Here is a 16,780-nt window from a genome sequence, read left to right on the forward strand (position 1 = left end):
GAATGAGGGGACCCGCCGATAGGCCCCCCTCTTAACCCCCTTTTCGATCTCCGCTCGGAAAGAAGGCCAGAAATGCCCGAAGCGACACCAAATGAGCGACTTCGGAACTGGCGCCAGAATGCCGGTTTGACCCGAGCCGAAATGGCCAAAATGGTCAACCTCAGCAAGAGCGGAATCAAGCACGCCCTGACCTGCGACGAGGAACGCCTACGCCGCTGGGAAGCAGGCGAGGTCACCTGGCCCCGCGAGCCCTACCGGCTGGCACTGACCGAGGTCACCCACCTCGACCCGGAAGACCTGGGCTTCACCCCCACCAGACGCGCACGTACGCTCACAAAGACCTCCACAACGGTCGAGAGCGTCACAAGAGCGCCGAGCGTGGTGGATCTCGTCGGACCAGGAGAGGACGAGGACGTGCGACGCCGTGAATTCGTCGGCCTGACCGGAGCAGCACTCTTCAGCGCCGTACTCGCCCCACAGGCAGCCACCCGAACCGCGGACCTCGATATCGAGAAGATCGCCGCCACACTCGTCGACTACTCCACCCCGCCAGACGGCCCCATCAACCTCGCATCCCTCGCCGACGCCGTCTCGGCCGCCAAACGCAACTACCAGGCCTGCCGGTACGCCCAGGTGACCGCCAAACTGCCCGCCCTCCTGCGCAAACTCCGCGCCGCCTGCACCTCCCTGCACGGCGACGACCGGCTACGAGCCCACGCCCTGGCCGCCGAGGCCTACCACGTGACCGCCTCCATCCTGCTCAAACAGGAAGACAAGGGCCTCGCCTGGCTCGCCGCAGACCGCAGCGTCCAAGCCGGCCACGCCAGCCAGAGCCCGCTCATGATCGGATCCAGCTCCCGCATCATCACCCATGCCCTCATGGACGGCGGACACCACCTCGCCGCCACCGACACCGCACGCGGCGCAGCCCAACGCATGGACGCCGACCTGTCCGCACCCTCCCCGGACGACCTGTCCATCTACGGATCACTACTGCTGCGCGGAGCCATCGCCGCCGCCAGCACCGGCAACCGCCACACCACCGCCGAACTCCTCGACGAAGCCGCCGAAGCAGGAACCAGACTCGGCCACGACGCCAACCACATGTGGACCGCGTTCGGCCCCAACAACGTCCTGTGCCACCGCGTCAACGTCGCCCTGCGCTTCGGCGACGCCGGCACCGCCATCGACTACGCCCGCCAGGTCGAACTAGAGCAGCTCCCGATCAACGAACGCAAAGCCACCCTGCTCCTCGACACCTCCCGCGCCTTCCTCATGCGCAACCAGCACGACCGAGCCCTGCACATCCTGCGCGCCGCAGGCGAGATCGCCCCCGAAGAAGTCACCGGCCGCCCCACAGCCCTCCGGCTCGTACGTGACATCCTGGCAACCGCCCCGATCAGCGTCCGCCGCGACGCCCGCGAGTACGCGGCAACCCTGGGAGTCAACGCGTGACCCAACCCGGCAAGGTCCTCTACATCATCGTCTGCGCCGCAGGACCCGCCCCCGACGTCGGCCGCCTCGTCACCTTCGCCCAAGACGCAGGCTGGACCGTCCAGATCATCGCCACCCCGTCAGCGCTGGACTTCATCGACGTTGCCGAACTGGAGAAGCAGACCGGCCGCCTCGTCCGCAGCCAGTACCGCAAACCCCACGAACCCAAATCACCCCGAGCCGACGCCATCATCGTCGCCCCCGCCACCTACAACACCATCAACAAGTTCGCCCAAGGCACCGCCGACACCTACGCACTCGGCGTCCTTTCCGAAGCCCCCGGACTCGGCATCCCCGTCATCATCCTGCCCTTCGTCAACACCGCCCTCGCCTCCCGCACCCCGTTCCAACGCAGCGTCGACCAGCTCCGCGCCGAAGGCGTACACGTACTGCTCGGCCCCGGCCAGTTCGAACCACACCCACCAAGCTCCGGCGCCGAACGCATCGACACCTACCCCTGGGCACTGACACTCGAAAACTTGCCGAATTGATCCCTTAGGTATCAAGACGGCGGCGCGGCGCGCCGCCGTACCCCCGGCCCTCCGCCCGCCCGCCGTCCGGGCGTGCGGCCTGGGGGCCGGTCCCGAACGGCGGCGGGACACCGGGCCGGGCACCGCACGCCAGCCCGCCGTACCAACCGAACGCTCCGGCCGGGGTTGCCGTGCCGCCGCACAGATGCAGCCCTTCGATCGCCACTGCATGGCTGGACGCCGTAGATTGCTGGGGGCGATCGACGATCCAGGGTTCGTTCCTCACCCTGGCTCACCGGAAACGTGTCTGATCACCGTGCTGGTGAGAGCACGACCATAGGTCACAAGGAGCCTTCGTCCTGGGGGCGGCAGCGGGCGGGTGCACATAATGCTGGATCCTTGTGTGCTTCGCTAGTGCCTCTGTAGATCTCGTAGTCCTCTGGGCGGAATTAACGCCACAAGATCCGTTCGAAGGGCAACGGTGTTCGTCATCGCGGGCGCTGAGGAGGCATACAATATGCTTGCAATAACCCATTTCGAGTACAACCGCCAACCGGCGATTCGTTGAGTCGCGCCACTGCCGGGAAATGTAAAATTTCACTCATGCCGTCTGCACCTCCGACAACTTGTGTCGGAGAATCTGCTCTTCCACGGTGACCGTCAAGCCCTCGGTATCATGCATCCTGGCCGCCAGCCAATCCAGCCAATCCGAGGTTCTTTCCCAGCCCCGCGGAGCTTCCAGTTTCGACCAACCCGAAGCGACGTGTGACACCAGCCGAAGGCTTTCTGTTGCGAGTACGTGCTTCCCAGCAGCCGCTGGAACGAGCACACTGTCCTCTAATTGGGGCTCGGCATTCGGCAGGCGCCAGCGCTGGGCATCCAGGGCATGGCGTCGATACTCGTGGACGATCTGCTTGAGCGTTGGCGCCTCCCATAAGGGCAGCTGACTCTGCGCCTCCAGACGACGCGCGGCATCTTCAAACCTCTCCCCATGGAGACGGGCAGGAATGCCCTCCCCCACACCCGCCGCCGTTATGAGTCTCTGTGACAAGTCGAGAGACACAACCGGGAAATCCTTAGTCAGCGCGTGCACATGCGCATGAGGATAATACGACTCCCCGCTAGTGGATAGGTCGAGTGTGATTCCCTGTAGCACGGGTCCAATGCGGCGCATAAGCCGGAGCGACTGCCACACGGTGAACGCAGGAAAAAGACGAGACCAGTCTGCGGTTATTCTGCGGGCCACAATTTTCGTTATTTTCATGATATCTGTATTGTCAGGCGCAAGCCTGGGATTATTTTGCACCATTATACCACTGATTCTAACTTAGATGATAGGCGGCAAGCATGGGTGGCGCTGTTGCGGGGCCTCGTTTAGACAGGAGTTCTCACCATGAACCACGTGCTACTGCGCTTGGAGCGCACCACCGATCGTGATGTCCACCGCGACTTAATGCTGCGACTGGGCACCTATCGGCATGTCTGCGATACGTACTATTTGGCCCATCGACGAGTCCGTACGGGCAGGCGAGAAGGTCTCGGATAGCCTCGTGCGACTCCTCGACCAGTGAACCCTTTTCAGGCTCCGCGGCGAGAGGCCTAGTCACAGCATGATCGCGATGCCGGTGTTCAACCGATGACGTAAAGAAGCTCCTGGTAGACGGGTTGATCACCACAATCCACACCGTCGCCACCAGGAGCTTCAGGTGCTGTTCTACCGTGCTGCCGTTGATTTGTCGCATCGAACCCTGAACTACGTCGCCGGGGTGATTCGACGGCACCGCAAGACGATGAGGTCGCTCTGGCGGCGGCTCAACCCCGCTCAGCAGGCCCTGCTGGTGCTGGTTTACCTGCGCAAGGGCGAAACTTATGCCGAGCTCGGCGCCGGGTTCGGAGTATCAGCGGCGACCGCATGGCGGTATGTGGAAGAGACGGTAGCCCTGCTGTCAGCGCGCTCGCCGAAACTGAGCCAGGCGCTGCGCAAGGCCAAGCGGGACGGGCTGCACTACCTGGTGCTGGACGGCACCCTGATTCGCACCGACCGGATCAAGGCGGACCGGCCCTACTTCTCCGGCAAGCACCGGGTACACGGGATGAACGTACAGGTCATCGCCTCCCCGGACGGGACGATCCTTTGGACGTCCGGAGCTCTGCCCGGCAAGGCCCATGATCTGAGCGCAGTTCGCATCTGGGGCATCTTGCGTGCGTTGGAGCAGGCCGGCATCGTCACCCTGGCGGATAAGGCCTACCAAGGGGCCGAAGGCCCGGTGCTCACCCCGTACAAGGGCAAGGACAAGCCCGAGTCACAGAAGCAGGCCAACCGTGCCCACGCCAAGCTTCGCGGCCCCGGCGAACGCGCGAATGCCCAGCTGAAGAGCTGGAAGATCCTCCGAAAGCTACGCTGCAGCCCGTCCAAGGCCGGCCACCTCTGCAAGGCCATCGCCATCCTTCAAAACCATCGTGTAGCCCAGCAGGCCGCGTGAGGCTGAAATAGGTTCAGTGGGGCAATGTCGTTAACTTAGATGGTCGCGGTGCCGGTATGATCTTCGTGTGGTGAGAGCAGGACAGCGGGTAAGGGCAGGTCGGGAGCCGGGGCTGCCGGATCGAGTCGCGATTGGCGTGCTCACGGCGGCGTACCCGCCGGACATGGTCGATGCTGCGGTCGATACCTGTGACGCTCGTGAGCTGCGTAGACGGGATCTGCCCGCGCGGCTGGTGACGCTGGAGGAGTTCCCGGCCGCTACGCCGAACGCTGGGAGTTGGAGACCGCGATCGGCGAGGTGGAGACCCGGCTGCGCGGCGGCCCTGACGTACTGCTGCGCTCGAAATCCCCGGACATGGTCCGCCAGGAGATCTACGCCCTGCTCTGTGTCTATCAGGCGATCCGCCACCTGATCGCGACCGCCGCCGAGAGCGCGGCGATCGACCCGGACCGGATCTCCTTCACCCGCACCGTCGAGGCCGTCCGCCGCCACGTCTCCGACGAGGCGGCGCTTTCCCCCTCAGCGCTTGCTGACCTGGTCGACGACGTCATCTACGAAATCACCGACCCGCGTCACCTGCTGCCCGAAACCCGGCGGACGCACTCCTTCCATCGCGAACAACGCCGATCCGGACGCCGCTTCCCCAAACAACGCGACCGGGCCAAGAAGCCCCTCCCGCCCCGCACGAAGATCACCCTGTGGCTTCTCGACCAGCGACAACCTGCCGAACCCGATACCCCGCCGGACGCGGCCGTCCACGCCCTTCCCACCCCGGACAACAACGTTCAAGAACTCGACAATGCCGCTTGATCAGCAGAGATGATCAAAGTTAACGGCATTGGGCTAAGGCCTTCAGGGACCGCCATTCCGCTGGCTCGTACATCAGGGCAAAGGGTCCCTCTTCCCGGATGTCGAGCGCGTAGCCGAACTCGTCCCAGTGTGCCAGCATCTCCTGGTCGCGTGCCACGTACACTTCGTCCGTGGACTCTGCCCATGTCATTGCCCCGGGAGTCCACGGCAAAAACTCGCCGGAGGCCTCGCCGACAGTCGCGATCCGGGGCTGTGGCCAGCGCGCGGACCACCGGTCGAAGAACCGCTCAATCGCCGTCGGGACGGGACCTTGAGCCACGAGCACGGTGTCGAAACCTGTGATCAAAAGCTTTCCATCCAGGAATGGGGCCGAAGTAGTTGGCCTTGGTGCGGTCCACCGTAGTCCCTGTCGACGAAGCTCGAATCCTGGAATCCGAACGGGTGACGCCCTGTGCAGCCGTCGTAGTTCGGCCGAGCCCGCGATGACCCGATGGCTATTGCCATGGTGCGAGGTGGTAAGCAGGGTCGTCCTGGAATGAGAGCTCACGCCGGTGCAGACCGTAGGCCGAGCAGAAGTTGACATCTTGGCCCAGGTGAAGAGCGGTGAATGGCTCCGAGATCGTCACATCTGGCCTGATAACGTAGCTGATCTTCAGCACTTCGTGGTCTGGCCCTTGGCTGTCGATCGAGCCGAATCGAGATGCATCTCCTGGGTCTTGCCATCCACCGGAAACTTGCCATTCGTAGCGCAACTCCAGGGTTGCAGGTTCTGGGCAATGCCAACGAAAGCGGCCAACCTCGATGCCACCGGCGGCGTTCTCCCATGCACTCCAGCCACGGCCATCCGGCAGAAATCCCAACCAACTGGTCTCCATGTACCCAAGGTCGTAGGGCCCACTGTCCCAGAGGCCCACCAGGTTCTCGTCGTACACGCCGGTCAGAGTGGCATCGATCGCAGTGTGAGCGCAAGGCGTGATCGTCGGGCCATTAGCGGGCCACTAAGGGCGGTCAGCAGCGGTCAATCATGGTCACTCGCGGACTGCCTTCGGCGCAGGTCGAGGCGGTTGCGCTCGAAAATCGGGCCGTTTTGCAAGCAGGAAGTCAGGAGTTCGAATCTCCTAGGCTCCACCAGGGAAGACTCTCCCCCGCTGAGGGGCACTCGGCGGGGGAGAGTGACTAAGTGAGTGACTACCGGGTCCCGTGGTCACGCACCCCACCCGTGGTCGTCGTCCGGCAGCGATCGTTCTCCGGGAGTCGCTAACCGTCGTACGACGGGCGTTCCGCTCCGCGCAGTGGCTCGTTGCTACCCGGCGCCTGGGCATGTGGCCTGGGGCGGGCCGACGACGCATAGCCCTGTGCGGACGTGGTCCGTGACCTTGCCGCAGTGATCACATGCGGGGGAGGCGGCAACAAGGTGGGCGGTGCAGCAGAGCAGACGAGCCGGCCCGGCGCCCATACGGCCGCGTGTATCACCGTCGGCGCCGTCAGATGGGAGCAGGCCTCGCCGACTCGTGCGCGCACGGCCCGCTGGAGCTGGGCCACGTACCCAGCAAGCCAGGGATGATAAGGCCCTGCGACTGAGATCGCCGCCCCTGGACCACTCCGCGCGTCTGCGCTGGCAGCGTCGTATTGGTCAAGGAAGGCGGTACCTCGGAGAGGAACAACCATGTCTCAACCTCCAGTTAGTCGGGTGGGTGATCTCCATATCCCAGGGTGGGTTCCGTTGCCGGTCCGGCGGCATGACCCTGTGCCGCCCCCACGCTGAACTTGCGCCGAGCTCCTAGGAAGATCATTTCCTGAATGGCCATCGTTTGCGCAGGTCAGGGACAGTGGGTGAGGCGACCGAAGCTAGTCGGCGTATCCCTCGACGATGAGCCGCCGAAGCTCAAGCATGGCCTGACGGCATTGATTCCGACCAGCTTCGACAACCGTGGGATGGTTCGCGCGCCGCCGATCGGTTCGCCGGATGACGTACTGCCCACCTTCGAGGCAGAGTTCGTACTCGATCGCGCCGTGTGTTACGAACTCCCGGACGCGGGAGCGTGTCCCTCGTGAGTCGTACGCTGTCCAGTCGATATCCAGGGGTTCATCGGGTATCGCGGACACCGGCGGACTCGCTTAGCATGACCCCGATCTGTACGGCGCACGCGAGCAGTTCGAGTCGACGCCATGTGTCGGCCTCGATCTCCTGCTTCGTCCTCTTATGCCTCGCTCTGTACATGCCGGACTCCTCCTGCCACGCGTCGAAGTCGGGATGCTCCAACTCGGCCATGCGCTGACTCTACCGTCACACGTCCATACACGTACATGCCTGTTTATGAACGTATCTGCATTTCCGAGCACGTACACGCCTGCTTACGGTCGAGCTGTGATGGAGTTCCGGAAGGATCGCCCCGTGTGGCGACAGGTGGCCGATGAGATGCGCCGGCGGATCGCGGCCATGTCGCCGGGCGACCTGGTGGACTCCGAGCAATCGATGGTCCAGGAGTTCGGCATCGCGCGCGGAACGGCGCGGAAGGTGATCGCGCACCTTCGCGAGGAAGGCGTGATCTACACGGTCCCGGGTCTGGGCTCGTTCGCCGGTCCGAAGCCTCCCGAGGATGACGCCGAACCGGCAGACCGCAACACCAGTTGATCGCAGATCCGCTTGCTCCCGGCGTCGTCATGTCACACCGCGTAGGAAACTCTCGGGACGGAAGGGTCTCCAGTGTCCCCGGGGTCCCTCGACCGGCTTCTACCAGGGGAAAGAAGAAAGATCAAAAGGGACACTCTCTGCGGCGAGTGTCCCCGTTGTCCCCCGACGACGGAAGACGAAGAGGTGCTTCGCGCGCCCTGCCAGTTGCGCTGCGCGCAGGAAGTGCGGCTCCAACATGTTGCAGCGCTTCTCCGTGCGAAGCACGGGCTGGAAGGGGTGGCGAAGCGCCGATGTGGTCTTTTGGCACCCAAGCCGGTCCCGCCCTCGCCCTGCCGGCGCTGGCCCCCGATGCCGGATCGTACGAGCGCATCATCCGTGCCCTCGACACCCCGGCCGCGTCGATATGGCGACCGTGTAATGGCTGGAACACTGCATGGGCGGACCCCGCCGCGTCGAGGACGTATATTGGCCGATCGGGCATTTGGTAAGGCGCCTAACTGCGCTTTCTCCCGCAGCGGCGCCTACTCCCGATGCGTAAGGGTGCCATGGTGATTCCGGACGGTCGTACTAGCCGTCCGCGTCCATTCTGGCCAGGCATATTCTGCGTTGCTGCCATATCTCCTGGACAATCTGACACATTTGGCCAAGGGATAAGGCCAGCTGTGGTGCATGGGAAGACGATAAGTATTTCCACACTAAGTTCTTGAACGGTTTCTAGCTTTGCTTGGGATGTTCAGCATGGTGTCGCCTCATTGAGGTGAGTAGTGTTGTCGCGACCCCATCGTAGGAAGGAATCAACTGCTCATGCGTTTCGGTTCCCGCATGTTCGCGCTGGCTGCTGCCACCGCCGTACTGACTATGCCAATGCTGGGCGCGGGCGCTGCCTCAGCCAGTCGCGCCATCGCCCCCTGTGATCCGCCCGCCCATGCCATGACCTACCAGCTTTTGCAGATCAATCTTCCGTTGCTTGCGCCCGAGAACATGGGATCCGTTGGCCCGGGGGGCGTTCAGAACATCTGCTAGCAATCTTGAGGTGTCAACCTCTACGCCGATCGGCCCTGTTCGGCCATTCCGTCGCTTTTGCGAAGTGGAAGGCCGGCAGGGCCGGTTGTCATTCTCTCGATCGGCATGATCGAAGTTGGATGCCTAGCTGGCTCGGAAGGCTGCATTTGCCGTCGCAAAGGCGATGTCCAGCACATGTCGTTGTGAAGATCAAGCAGTGATCAGGACCGGACTGCCGAGCGGTATGCGGGACAACACGCGCAGTGCAGCTGCGGGAACCCGTACGCAACCATGGCTGATATGCCGACCGAACACGCTGGCGTCCGGCCAGCCGTGCAAGGAGATCGTGCTGGGCCCGCCATCGAAGTTGTCAAGGGCAGTCGAATGCAGGCCCAGCGGCAGAATCAGTGGGGTGTACGTCGGCTTGGGCGGAGACAGGGCTGCCAGCAGGAACGTCCGTCCTGTCGGAGTGGGGGTGGCCGAAGCCCCCACGGCCACTGTCCATGAACGGAGCCGGTGATTGGCCTTGAACAGGGTGAGCCTGTGAGCGGACAACCTGATTTCCACCCGATAAGGGCTGTAAGCATTCTGCAGCCCTCCGCCGTCACTGTAGATCCATCCTGTCGACTTGTTCGGCCGGCTCGGCAACAGAACACGAACCCATCCCGGCGCTTTCCCCACCACCGGAACCCAGGTCTCACTTCCCATTTGAGTGGTCGGCAATATCGCCAGTGGTCGCCCACCTGGTTGGGCATAGACAATCTGTGGTGCCGTGGGATGTGTCACAACCCCAGATCCCGGGTTGTTGTGGGTCGAGTCCTTAGGAGCTCCGCGCAAGCGGGTGAAGGTTGTCGCCTTCGGCAACCGTGCTACTTCTGCTGCTGACACGGATACAGGTCTGATCACTTGCGCGGCCTTGGATGGTGCTACAGCACGTGGCGGCACGTCTGTGTCTGTGCCGCAAGAGGCGGCCAAGGGTGTGATCGTTATTACCACGCCGTACGCAATCATCTTTATGCGCCAAGCGGTCACACGACCGAGCATGTCGAAGTGAAATCGATCACGCATAAAAACTCCCATGATTCGACGGTTGATATCGAGAGGGTGGTGGCATCACCCCCTCATCTTGCGCTGTCGACGCAATGATGGACGCCCGCGGCTCCGCGGCTCCGCGGCTCCAGATATAGCACCAGCGAATACTGCTCATCATCTCCCCTCCGGCCGGATGAATGTAAAGATTTGCCAGGACTCGTCGATCGACTTTGTGTTCGCTGATTTGTGACACAGCGTCTTGGCTGATGGCCTCCGGCCACGCCTGGCCGAGTACGCGTCTGTCTGGGCGATGTATGACGTGCGCCGCATGTGCGCCGATAACATCATGTTTATCGGTGTGGGTGGTGAAGGTGCCGTCCAGTCATGTCCGGCCTCGAGGTCTACGGAATTGCGGCTGTCGTCCCCATTCGCCTGTCGTGGTGACTTGCTCAATGCAACCGGCAAAGTCGACAAACCTGCCCAAACACTCATTAGGATGCGGAGTGTAGGCCATACCAATATTGATCGAGCTTTATGTTCTGTTTAAGCGTTGGTGCTCACTATTGCTTACCTCTACGACTAGCGTGCCAAGTCGCGGGGTGATGCTCTTGCGATTCCGTGATCACCGGTCTGATGGCAAGTCTGAAAGTTCGGTATCTCGCGCAGTTGAACGTCTCGCTTTCTGTGGACACCAAGAACCGGGCGTATCCGATGCCCTTCTGCAAGGAGAACGACTCGCTAAATGGACAGAACCTGTAAACAGGCCTTGCTAAGGCTGCCGGGGCTTTCCCGTATGGCGGCGGCTTTGATACTCATCCCGGTCCTAGTCGCATTCTTTCTCGTGCAATCCCGCGAGAGCTCCGCTCAAGTAGCCCCAGTCGATCTGGGAACAGCCGGCGCCTTCGCTGTTCTGGCGGGGACCACGGTCACCAACACCGGTCCCAGTATCATTACGGGGGATCTGGGAGTGAGCCCGGGTACCGCGATCGTCGGATTCCCGCCCGGCATCGTGTTGGGCGCGCAGCACGCTGCCGACGCTGTAGCCCTTCAGGCGCAATCCGACTTGACGATCGCATACAACGATGCCGCCGGCCGCACACCGGCCACTAGTATTTCAGGCGACCTCGGCGGTCAGACTCTCACACATGGCATTTACGCCTCCAGCTCTTCAATCGGGCTGACAGGAACGCTCACTCTCGACGCCGAGGGTGATCCCAATGCCGTGTTCATCTTCCAGATCTCTTCCACGCTCATCACCGCATCGGGCAGTAACATCAACTTGATCAACGGTGCTCAAGCGTGCAATGTCTTCTGGCAAGTGGGCAGCTCCGCGACCTTGGGAACGAACTCCACCTTCGTCGGCAACATTCTTGCCCTGGCTTCGATCTCGGCGACCACAGGCACCACCGTCGACGGCCGACTGCTGGCCCGTAATGGTCAGGTCAGCCTCGACACCAACACCGTCAACATCGCGGAGTGCGAAGGGCCGACGCCCACGCCGACGGTCACGCCGACTGTGACGCCGACGGTCACGCCGACCGTGACGCCGACTGTGACGCCGACGGTCACGCCGACCGTGACGCCGACTGTGACGCCGACGGTCACGCCGACCGTGACGCCGACGGTCACGCCGACGGTCACGCCGACCGTGACGCCGACGGTCACGCCGACGGTCACGCCGACGGTGACGCCGACGGTGACGCCGACGGTGACGCCGACGGTCACGCCGACGGTCACGCCGACGGTGACGCCGACGGTGACGCCGACCGTGACGCCGACCGTGACGCCGACCGTGACGCCGACCGTGACGCCGACCGTGACGCCGACCGTGACGCCGACCGTGAAGCCGACCAAGAAGCCGACCAAGAAGCCGAGCAAGCCCCAGCCATGTACTTACGATCATGGTTATCACGAGCCCTGCGGCAAGTGGCAGTGCTACGTCGACGCTTCTCACTATGGGTACCGTGAGGCCTGTGACAAGGGGTGCTACGTCGAGTCTTCCCACTCTGGGTACCGTGAGGCCTGCGACAAGGGGTGCTACGTCGAGTCTTCCCACTCTGGGTACCGTGAGGCCTGCGACAAGGGGTGCTACGTGGAATCTCCCCACCATGGGGAGCACGAGGCCTGCGATGAGGGACGGTGCCATCACGAGCTGTCTCACGACTCCGGGCATCACGAGCCTTGCCACATGGAGCCCTGCCATGCAGAGCACTGCGACGGGGACAGCGGCCATGGGTCCTGCGACGAGGAGTTCTGCTTGGAGGACGTCAAGTTCCGCATGGCCAGTGCTCAGGGGCTGGCGATGGCCCCCATGCCTAAGCTGGTCAAGCGGAACCTTCGGGTGGCTGGCTGAAGATTCTGTCCGTTGACAGAGGGTGTCAATAGTGAAGTTGCCGGCTTCTATAAAGAATAGAAGCCGGCAACAATCATCGCTTTGGCACGTAGTGGGCATACCCGAAAAGTGCCTGCGTCGCTCAGTACGGGCTCGCGCGCACTCCACCCCTCGCATCGCCGCTGGCGAATGGAGATAGAGATCCCCCTAGACAAGACCAGTCGCTTGTGATGATGCCGGGCCGTGTCTTTGGTTCTCTCTTGATCGGCAACCCGTCATGGTCTTGAAGCGTGAGCATCAGAGCCGCAGAGCGCCCAACCAAGCGTGTGCCTCGCGAGGTCGACAATCGCCTGGCCGCCACGGTCGAAACAGTTCTGATCATCATCGGGTTCGCCGGAATGCTCTTTCTTTTGCCCCGGTTGGATTGGGGTGACGGCTCGGTCCGCTACCACCAACTGACGGCTCTGCTCGAACAGGGGGCGGTGCCGGAAGGGAAGTACTCGATGGTCGGGCCGCTGTTCTCGGCGCCGCTCTGGCTGATCGGGGAAATCGGGGGGTCGCCGGACTGGTGGACGTTGCGCTACAACCTCTTTCTGCTTGTCGGCGGGGTGGTGTTCGTCTGGTTCGCCCTCCGTGACCTGCTGCCCCGGCCGCTTCTGAGAAGGTTCATCCTGCTGCTGATCTTCGCGTCGATGTTCGCCCACCATCAGCTCGGATACAACGGCGAGATGTTCACCGCGATCCTCGTCCTCAGCGGGTCTGTTGCGCTGGTCGGAGGCAGAACGTGGCCGGGATGGCTGACGGTCGCCATCGGGGTGGCCAACACGCCCGCCACCCTGCCCGCGCTGATCATGATGGTCGCCAAGTGGGTTTGGGACGTCCGGCGACTGCGCTGGGTGCTGGCGGTGCTCACGGCGGTCGGGCTGGTGATGGCGGAGGCGTGGCTGCGTCGTGGCAGTCCACTCGCTACGGGCTATGAGGGGGACGACCGGGGGAACCGCACGATCATGCCGTATTCAGGCCTGCCAGGTTTCAGCTATCCGATCTTCTTCGGGCTGCTGTCGCTGATCCTCTCCTTCGGCAAGGGCCTGCTCTTCTTCGCGCCCGGTCTGTTCCTGCCCGTACGGCAGCGCCTGCGCGACCTGGCCGCCGGTCGACAGCTCTACGAATTGTGGCTGGCGTTCGTGATCGGTTTGCTGCTGCTGTACGCGATGTACTGGTCATGGAGCGGTTCCTCGTTCTGGGGGCCACGATATCTGCTGTTCGCGGCGGTTCCTGCGGCGTTCGCGCTTGCCGTGCGGTGCCATCGGCCGGGGGACTCGGCTGGGGCCGACCTCGTCACCGTGCTGGCACTCGGGCTGTCGATCTGGGCCGGCCTCAACGGCGCGGTGTTCGGAGACGTCGACGTTCCCAAGGTGTGCTGGCCCGACGGAGCTGGCCAGTACGAGGCTCCGATCTGCTTCTACACGCCGGAGTTCAGCGCATTGTGGTATCCGTTCGTGGCTGGAGGCAAGCCCTTGAGTACTGGTCAGTGGATCTATCTCACCTATGGTCTCGCTGTGGGTGTCTATCTGCTGGCGGGGCCGCTGCTGCGGCTCGTAGGACACCTGCGCACCTGGGTGGGCTTCGCGACAGCCCGGATCAGGGCCGTTCATTGGTAAGACCGCGATCCAGGTCACGATCTCCCCTGGTGCCTCGGCGATGGTGGTGATGGCCGTCGTAGCGCGGTCATGTCGATATATAACGCTGAGTGAAAGCCTCCTCGAAAGGAGTCGAGAAGCGGACGGTTGGGCGGGCGCGGTGGCCGGGTTCAAGTGAGCCCTTTCCGACTTGACAGCCCTGGCCACAGTGGGTTGGCGCAGAACGGTGGCGGCTAGAGGAGGCTCCCGATAAGACAGCAGTCAACCAAGATCCGATGCCCCGCCCCGGGAGCCTCGTTGCTGTCTTACACCGGTGCGGTGTGGCTCAGGAGGCGGGTCGTACGGGAAACGGCTCGCAGGCCGCATGCGGCCCGGGCGACTGCATCCATGGTGTTTCCAAGCTTCGTCCTGTCACGAGGTCGGCTGAGTGACAGGCTGAGTGACAATCGCCGTGGTCGATCACGAACGTTGGCGGACAGTCCCGCACTCACGCCACTGGTCACAGGGCTGGCGCGGCCACTGCGAACTGATGTTCGATGTGCTTTGCGAGCAGGAAGTCAGGAGTTCGATTCTCCTAGGCTCCACTGCACTTCGAAGGCCACTTCCTATGATCGGGAAGTGGCCTTTTTGATCTTGTACAGCTACGAAATACAGCTACAGGCTCAGCTGGGGTACACAACAACGAGCGAGTCCACGATCATGCTGTACGTGGCGATGCTCCGGTTGCTGGCGATCGGCCTTCTCAGCGGTGTCATAACAGTGCCGCTCTTGTGGCTGCAACAAGGCGACGGCTTCGAGTACGCACGGCTCGCAGCTCTGATGGCGTTCGTACTCGGCCAGTTCCTCACCGTGCCTGTCGGGTTGGTGGTGGGCTGGGTCCTTGCCGCCACGGGATCGTGGACGCGCACCCCTGGCTACGTCCTGGGTGCGATCACGACCGTGTTCGGAGCGATCGTCGCCACGCAGGCCTGGGCCACGATGAACTGGGTCGATGGAGGATCGGCCAGGCTTGGTGATTCGGATGTCGAGTCCTTGACGATGTTCCTTGCCTCTTTCTCCGGTGGGGTTACGACCCTGGTCGGTGTGGCCATCGTCTCGTTTCGATGGGCTGGCTACGATCCGCAAGCCGCTCCGGTGCGTCAACGGGGTCCGCGTAGGTACGGCCGGGCTAGACGTCGGCCTTTGTCCCACGTCAAAGGCCATTCCCCGTAATCGAGGAAGGGTGTGGATCCTTTCCAGGGAGCCCCTGAGCTGGTGGTCTGAGGTCTGGTGGGGATGTCTCGTGTCTTCTACCGTTTCGGTAGGGGAGTGCGAGAGGTGGCCGTGATGGGTCTCGTTTCTGGAGGAGCTGGCGCGGCGTGAGGCCGCGGCTCGCCGTCGGGTGGAGGCGACTCGGGAGGAGATCGCTGGGCGGGCGGACAGGCGGGCGGCCCGGGTGATGGTGGATGCCGGCGGAGTGGCGCATCGCGTGATCGAGACGGGGCATGAGCGGTGCCTGGCCAGCGTGGTGGGCCCGGTGACGGTGCGCCGGGCGGCCTTTCGCGCGGGCGGGACGGCGAATCTGTATCCGGCCGACGCGCGGTTGAACCTGCCGGCCGGGCGGCACTCGCACGGGTTGCGTAAACGGGCCGTGGTCGAGGCGGTGCGCGGCTCGTTCGATGACGCGGTGACGGCGATCAGGCGATGTTGCGGGAACGTGGTGGCCAAACGGCAGGTCGAGCGGCTGGTCATCACGGCCGCCCGGGATGTCGAGGCGTTCTACGAGGCCCGCGTGCCGCTGCCGTGCACCGCGGCCACTCTGCTGGTGATCAGCTGTGACGGCAAGGGAGTGCCGATGCGCCCCGAGGCGTTGCGGCCGGCGACCCGCAGGGCCGCCGCGGTCGAGGGCGGTAACACCTACCGGACCCGGCTGGCCGGCGGGGAGAAGAGCGGACGCAAGAGGATGGCCACGGTCGCGGCCGTCTACGATGCCGAACCCGCCGTGCGCCGCCCTCACGACGTGATCACGCTGTCCGGTTCCGGCACCGCGACGAAGAACGGGCCGGGGCGGCGGCCGGGGCCGAAGGCGACCGGCAAGTGGCTGACCGCTTCGGTGGAACGCTCGGCCGAGCAGGTCATCGCGGACGCCTTCGATCAGGCCGCCGCCCGCGACCCTCAGCACCGCAGACGCTGGGTGGTGCTGGTCGACGGCGACCGTCACCAGCTCGACCTGGTTCACTCCCAGGCGAGGCGACATCAGGTGGACGTGCACATCGTGGTGGATGCCATCCATGTCGCCGACTATGTCTGGAAAGCGGCATGGTCGCTGCACACTCCGGGCGACCCTGCCGCCGAACGCTGGGTCGCGATCCAGCTCCTAGCGATCTTGTCCGGGCGGCTGGAAGAAACCCTCGCCGAGTTGCGCTGCCAGGCCCGGACCGCCGGACTGAGCCCTGAGCAGCGCAAAGGCATCGAGACGTGCGCGAAATATCTGACGGCCAAACGCGGCCACCTCGACTACGCCGGCGCGCTCGCGGCGGGCTGGCCGATCGCCACCGGGATCGTTGAGGGGGCGTGCAGGCACCTCGTCGCCGACAGGTTGAACATCACCGGCGCCAGATGGGGCCTGGACGGTGCCGAAGCAGTCCTCAAACTCCGCGTAGTGATCAGTAACGGCCACCTCGAACCATACTGGACCTTCCATCTCCAGCAAGAACACCACCGCATCCACCAGACCCGCTACCAGGACGGACACCAACTCACGGCCTGATTACCTCAGTGTCGGGTAGCGGCGGCACGTTGCCGTGCCGCCGCCCCCTCAGAACCGGGCAAGCGGGCTTTCCCCGCACCACGGCTCAAGCAAGCCCCGAGGGCTCGGCGGGTGAGAATGTGGCCGGTCTCCT

General features: G+C 63.7%; 16 protein-coding genes and 1 pseudogene. 12 read left to right on the plus strand and 5 right to left on the minus strand.

What is annotated here, in order from left to right:
- Positions 1-126: 126 nt before the first annotated feature.
- Positions 127-1,455 carry an XRE family transcriptional regulator gene (locus E1292_RS16925; protein WP_246090155.1) on the plus strand — a complete coding sequence of 443 codons (1,329 nt, stop codon included), beginning with the start codon at positions 127-129 and terminating at the stop codon, positions 1,453-1,455.
- On the plus strand, positions 1,452-1,985 hold the full coding sequence (locus tag E1292_RS16930; protein ID WP_132596175.1) for a flavoprotein: 534 nt from the start codon (positions 1,452-1,454) through the stop codon (positions 1,983-1,985). Before E1292_RS16925 ends, E1292_RS16930 begins: the two co-directional genes overlap by 4 nt.
- A 580-nt stretch (positions 1,986-2,565) precedes the next feature.
- On the opposite strand, the gene E1292_RS16935 is transcribed toward E1292_RS16930, so the two are convergent.
- Entirely contained in the window at positions 2,566-3,027 is a 462-nt protein-coding gene (locus E1292_RS16935) for a hypothetical protein (RefSeq protein WP_132596176.1), read from the minus strand.
- A 643-nt stretch (positions 3,028-3,670) separates the two neighbouring features.
- Between E1292_RS16935 and E1292_RS16940 the strand changes: the two genes are divergently transcribed.
- From E1292_RS16940 to E1292_RS16950, 3 genes and pseudogenes are all read left to right on the plus strand, one after another.
- Complete coding sequence (locus E1292_RS16940; RefSeq protein ID WP_132596177.1) at positions 3,671-4,447, plus strand: transposase family protein; 777 nt, start codon at positions 3,671-3,673, stop codon at positions 4,445-4,447.
- A 136-nt stretch (positions 4,448-4,583) separates the two neighbouring features.
- A pseudogene (locus tag E1292_RS55775) lies at positions 4,584-4,670 on the plus strand (hypothetical protein); the annotation flags it as partial.
- A gap of 53 nt (positions 4,671-4,723) precedes the next feature.
- Positions 4,724-5,257 carry a hypothetical protein gene (locus E1292_RS16950; protein ID WP_246090156.1) on the plus strand — a complete coding sequence of 178 codons (534 nt, stop codon included), beginning with the start codon at positions 4,724-4,726 and terminating at the stop codon, positions 5,255-5,257.
- Positions 5,258-5,276: 19 nt separating this feature from the next.
- On the opposite strand, the gene E1292_RS16955 is transcribed toward E1292_RS16950, so the two are convergent.
- Positions 5,277-5,603 carry a hypothetical protein gene (locus E1292_RS16955; RefSeq protein WP_132596180.1) on the minus strand — a complete coding sequence of 109 codons (327 nt, stop codon included), beginning with the start codon at positions 5,601-5,603 and terminating at the stop codon, positions 5,277-5,279.
- 148 nt (positions 5,604-5,751) lie between these two features.
- The gene (locus tag E1292_RS16960; protein ID WP_132596181.1) at positions 5,752-6,189 is read right to left on the minus strand and encodes a hypothetical protein; all 438 of its coding nucleotides are present in this window, start codon (positions 6,187-6,189) and stop codon (positions 5,752-5,754) included.
- A 901-nt stretch (positions 6,190-7,090) separates the two neighbouring features.
- Here E1292_RS16960 and E1292_RS16965 point away from each other — a divergent pair.
- Positions 7,091-7,312, plus strand: coding sequence for a hypothetical protein (locus E1292_RS16965; RefSeq protein ID WP_132596182.1), 222 nt, complete (start codon positions 7,091-7,093; stop codon positions 7,310-7,312).
- Between the two features lie 31 nt (positions 7,313-7,343).
- On the opposite strand, the gene E1292_RS16970 is transcribed toward E1292_RS16965, so the two are convergent.
- Positions 7,344-7,529 carry a hypothetical protein gene (locus tag E1292_RS16970; protein WP_132596183.1) on the minus strand — a complete coding sequence of 62 codons (186 nt, stop codon included), beginning with the start codon at positions 7,527-7,529 and terminating at the stop codon, positions 7,344-7,346.
- Between the two features lie 99 nt (positions 7,530-7,628).
- Here E1292_RS16970 and E1292_RS16975 point away from each other — a divergent pair, with 99 nt between their 5' ends.
- Both E1292_RS16975 and E1292_RS16980 read left to right on the plus strand, forming a co-directional pair.
- Entirely contained in the window at positions 7,629-7,892 is a 264-nt protein-coding gene (locus E1292_RS16975) for a GntR family transcriptional regulator (protein WP_246090159.1), read from the plus strand.
- An 804-nt stretch (positions 7,893-8,696) separates the two neighbouring features.
- On the plus strand, positions 8,697-8,915 hold the full coding sequence (locus E1292_RS16980) for a hypothetical protein (protein ID WP_132596185.1): 219 nt from the start codon (positions 8,697-8,699) through the stop codon (positions 8,913-8,915).
- 189 nt (positions 8,916-9,104) lie between these two features.
- Here the strand turns inward: E1292_RS16980 and E1292_RS55415 are convergent, their stop codons facing one another.
- Positions 9,105-9,974: a L,D-transpeptidase gene (locus E1292_RS55415; RefSeq protein WP_342775663.1), complete on the minus strand. Its 870-nt coding sequence runs from the start codon at positions 9,972-9,974 to the stop codon at positions 9,105-9,107.
- A 694-nt stretch (positions 9,975-10,668) separates the two neighbouring features.
- Between E1292_RS55415 and E1292_RS16990 the strand changes: the two genes are divergently transcribed.
- The 4 genes from E1292_RS16990 (at position 10,669) to E1292_RS17005 (ending at position 16,647) form a co-directional block, all read left to right on the plus strand.
- Complete coding sequence (locus E1292_RS16990; protein WP_165974588.1) at positions 10,669-12,279, plus strand: ice-binding family protein; 1,611 nt, start codon at positions 10,669-10,671, stop codon at positions 12,277-12,279.
- Positions 12,280-12,548: 269 nt separating this feature from the next.
- Positions 12,549-13,919, plus strand: a complete 1,371-nt coding sequence (locus E1292_RS16995) for a hypothetical protein (protein ID WP_132596186.1) — start codon at positions 12,549-12,551, stop codon at positions 13,917-13,919.
- Positions 13,920-14,516: 597 nt separating this feature from the next.
- Complete coding sequence (locus E1292_RS17000) at positions 14,517-15,110, plus strand: hypothetical protein (RefSeq protein WP_132596187.1); 594 nt, start codon at positions 14,517-14,519, stop codon at positions 15,108-15,110.
- Positions 15,111-15,279: 169 nt separating this feature from the next.
- The gene (locus E1292_RS17005; RefSeq protein ID WP_281284042.1) at positions 15,280-16,647 is read left to right on the plus strand and encodes an ISKra4 family transposase; all 1,368 of its coding nucleotides are present in this window, start codon (positions 15,280-15,282) and stop codon (positions 16,645-16,647) included.
- The last annotated feature ends 133 nt before the right edge of the window (positions 16,648-16,780 follow it).

It is taken from the genome of Nonomuraea deserti (assembly GCF_004348685.1).
Lineage (GTDB): Bacteria > Actinomycetota > Actinomycetes > Streptosporangiales > Streptosporangiaceae > Nonomuraea > Nonomuraea deserti.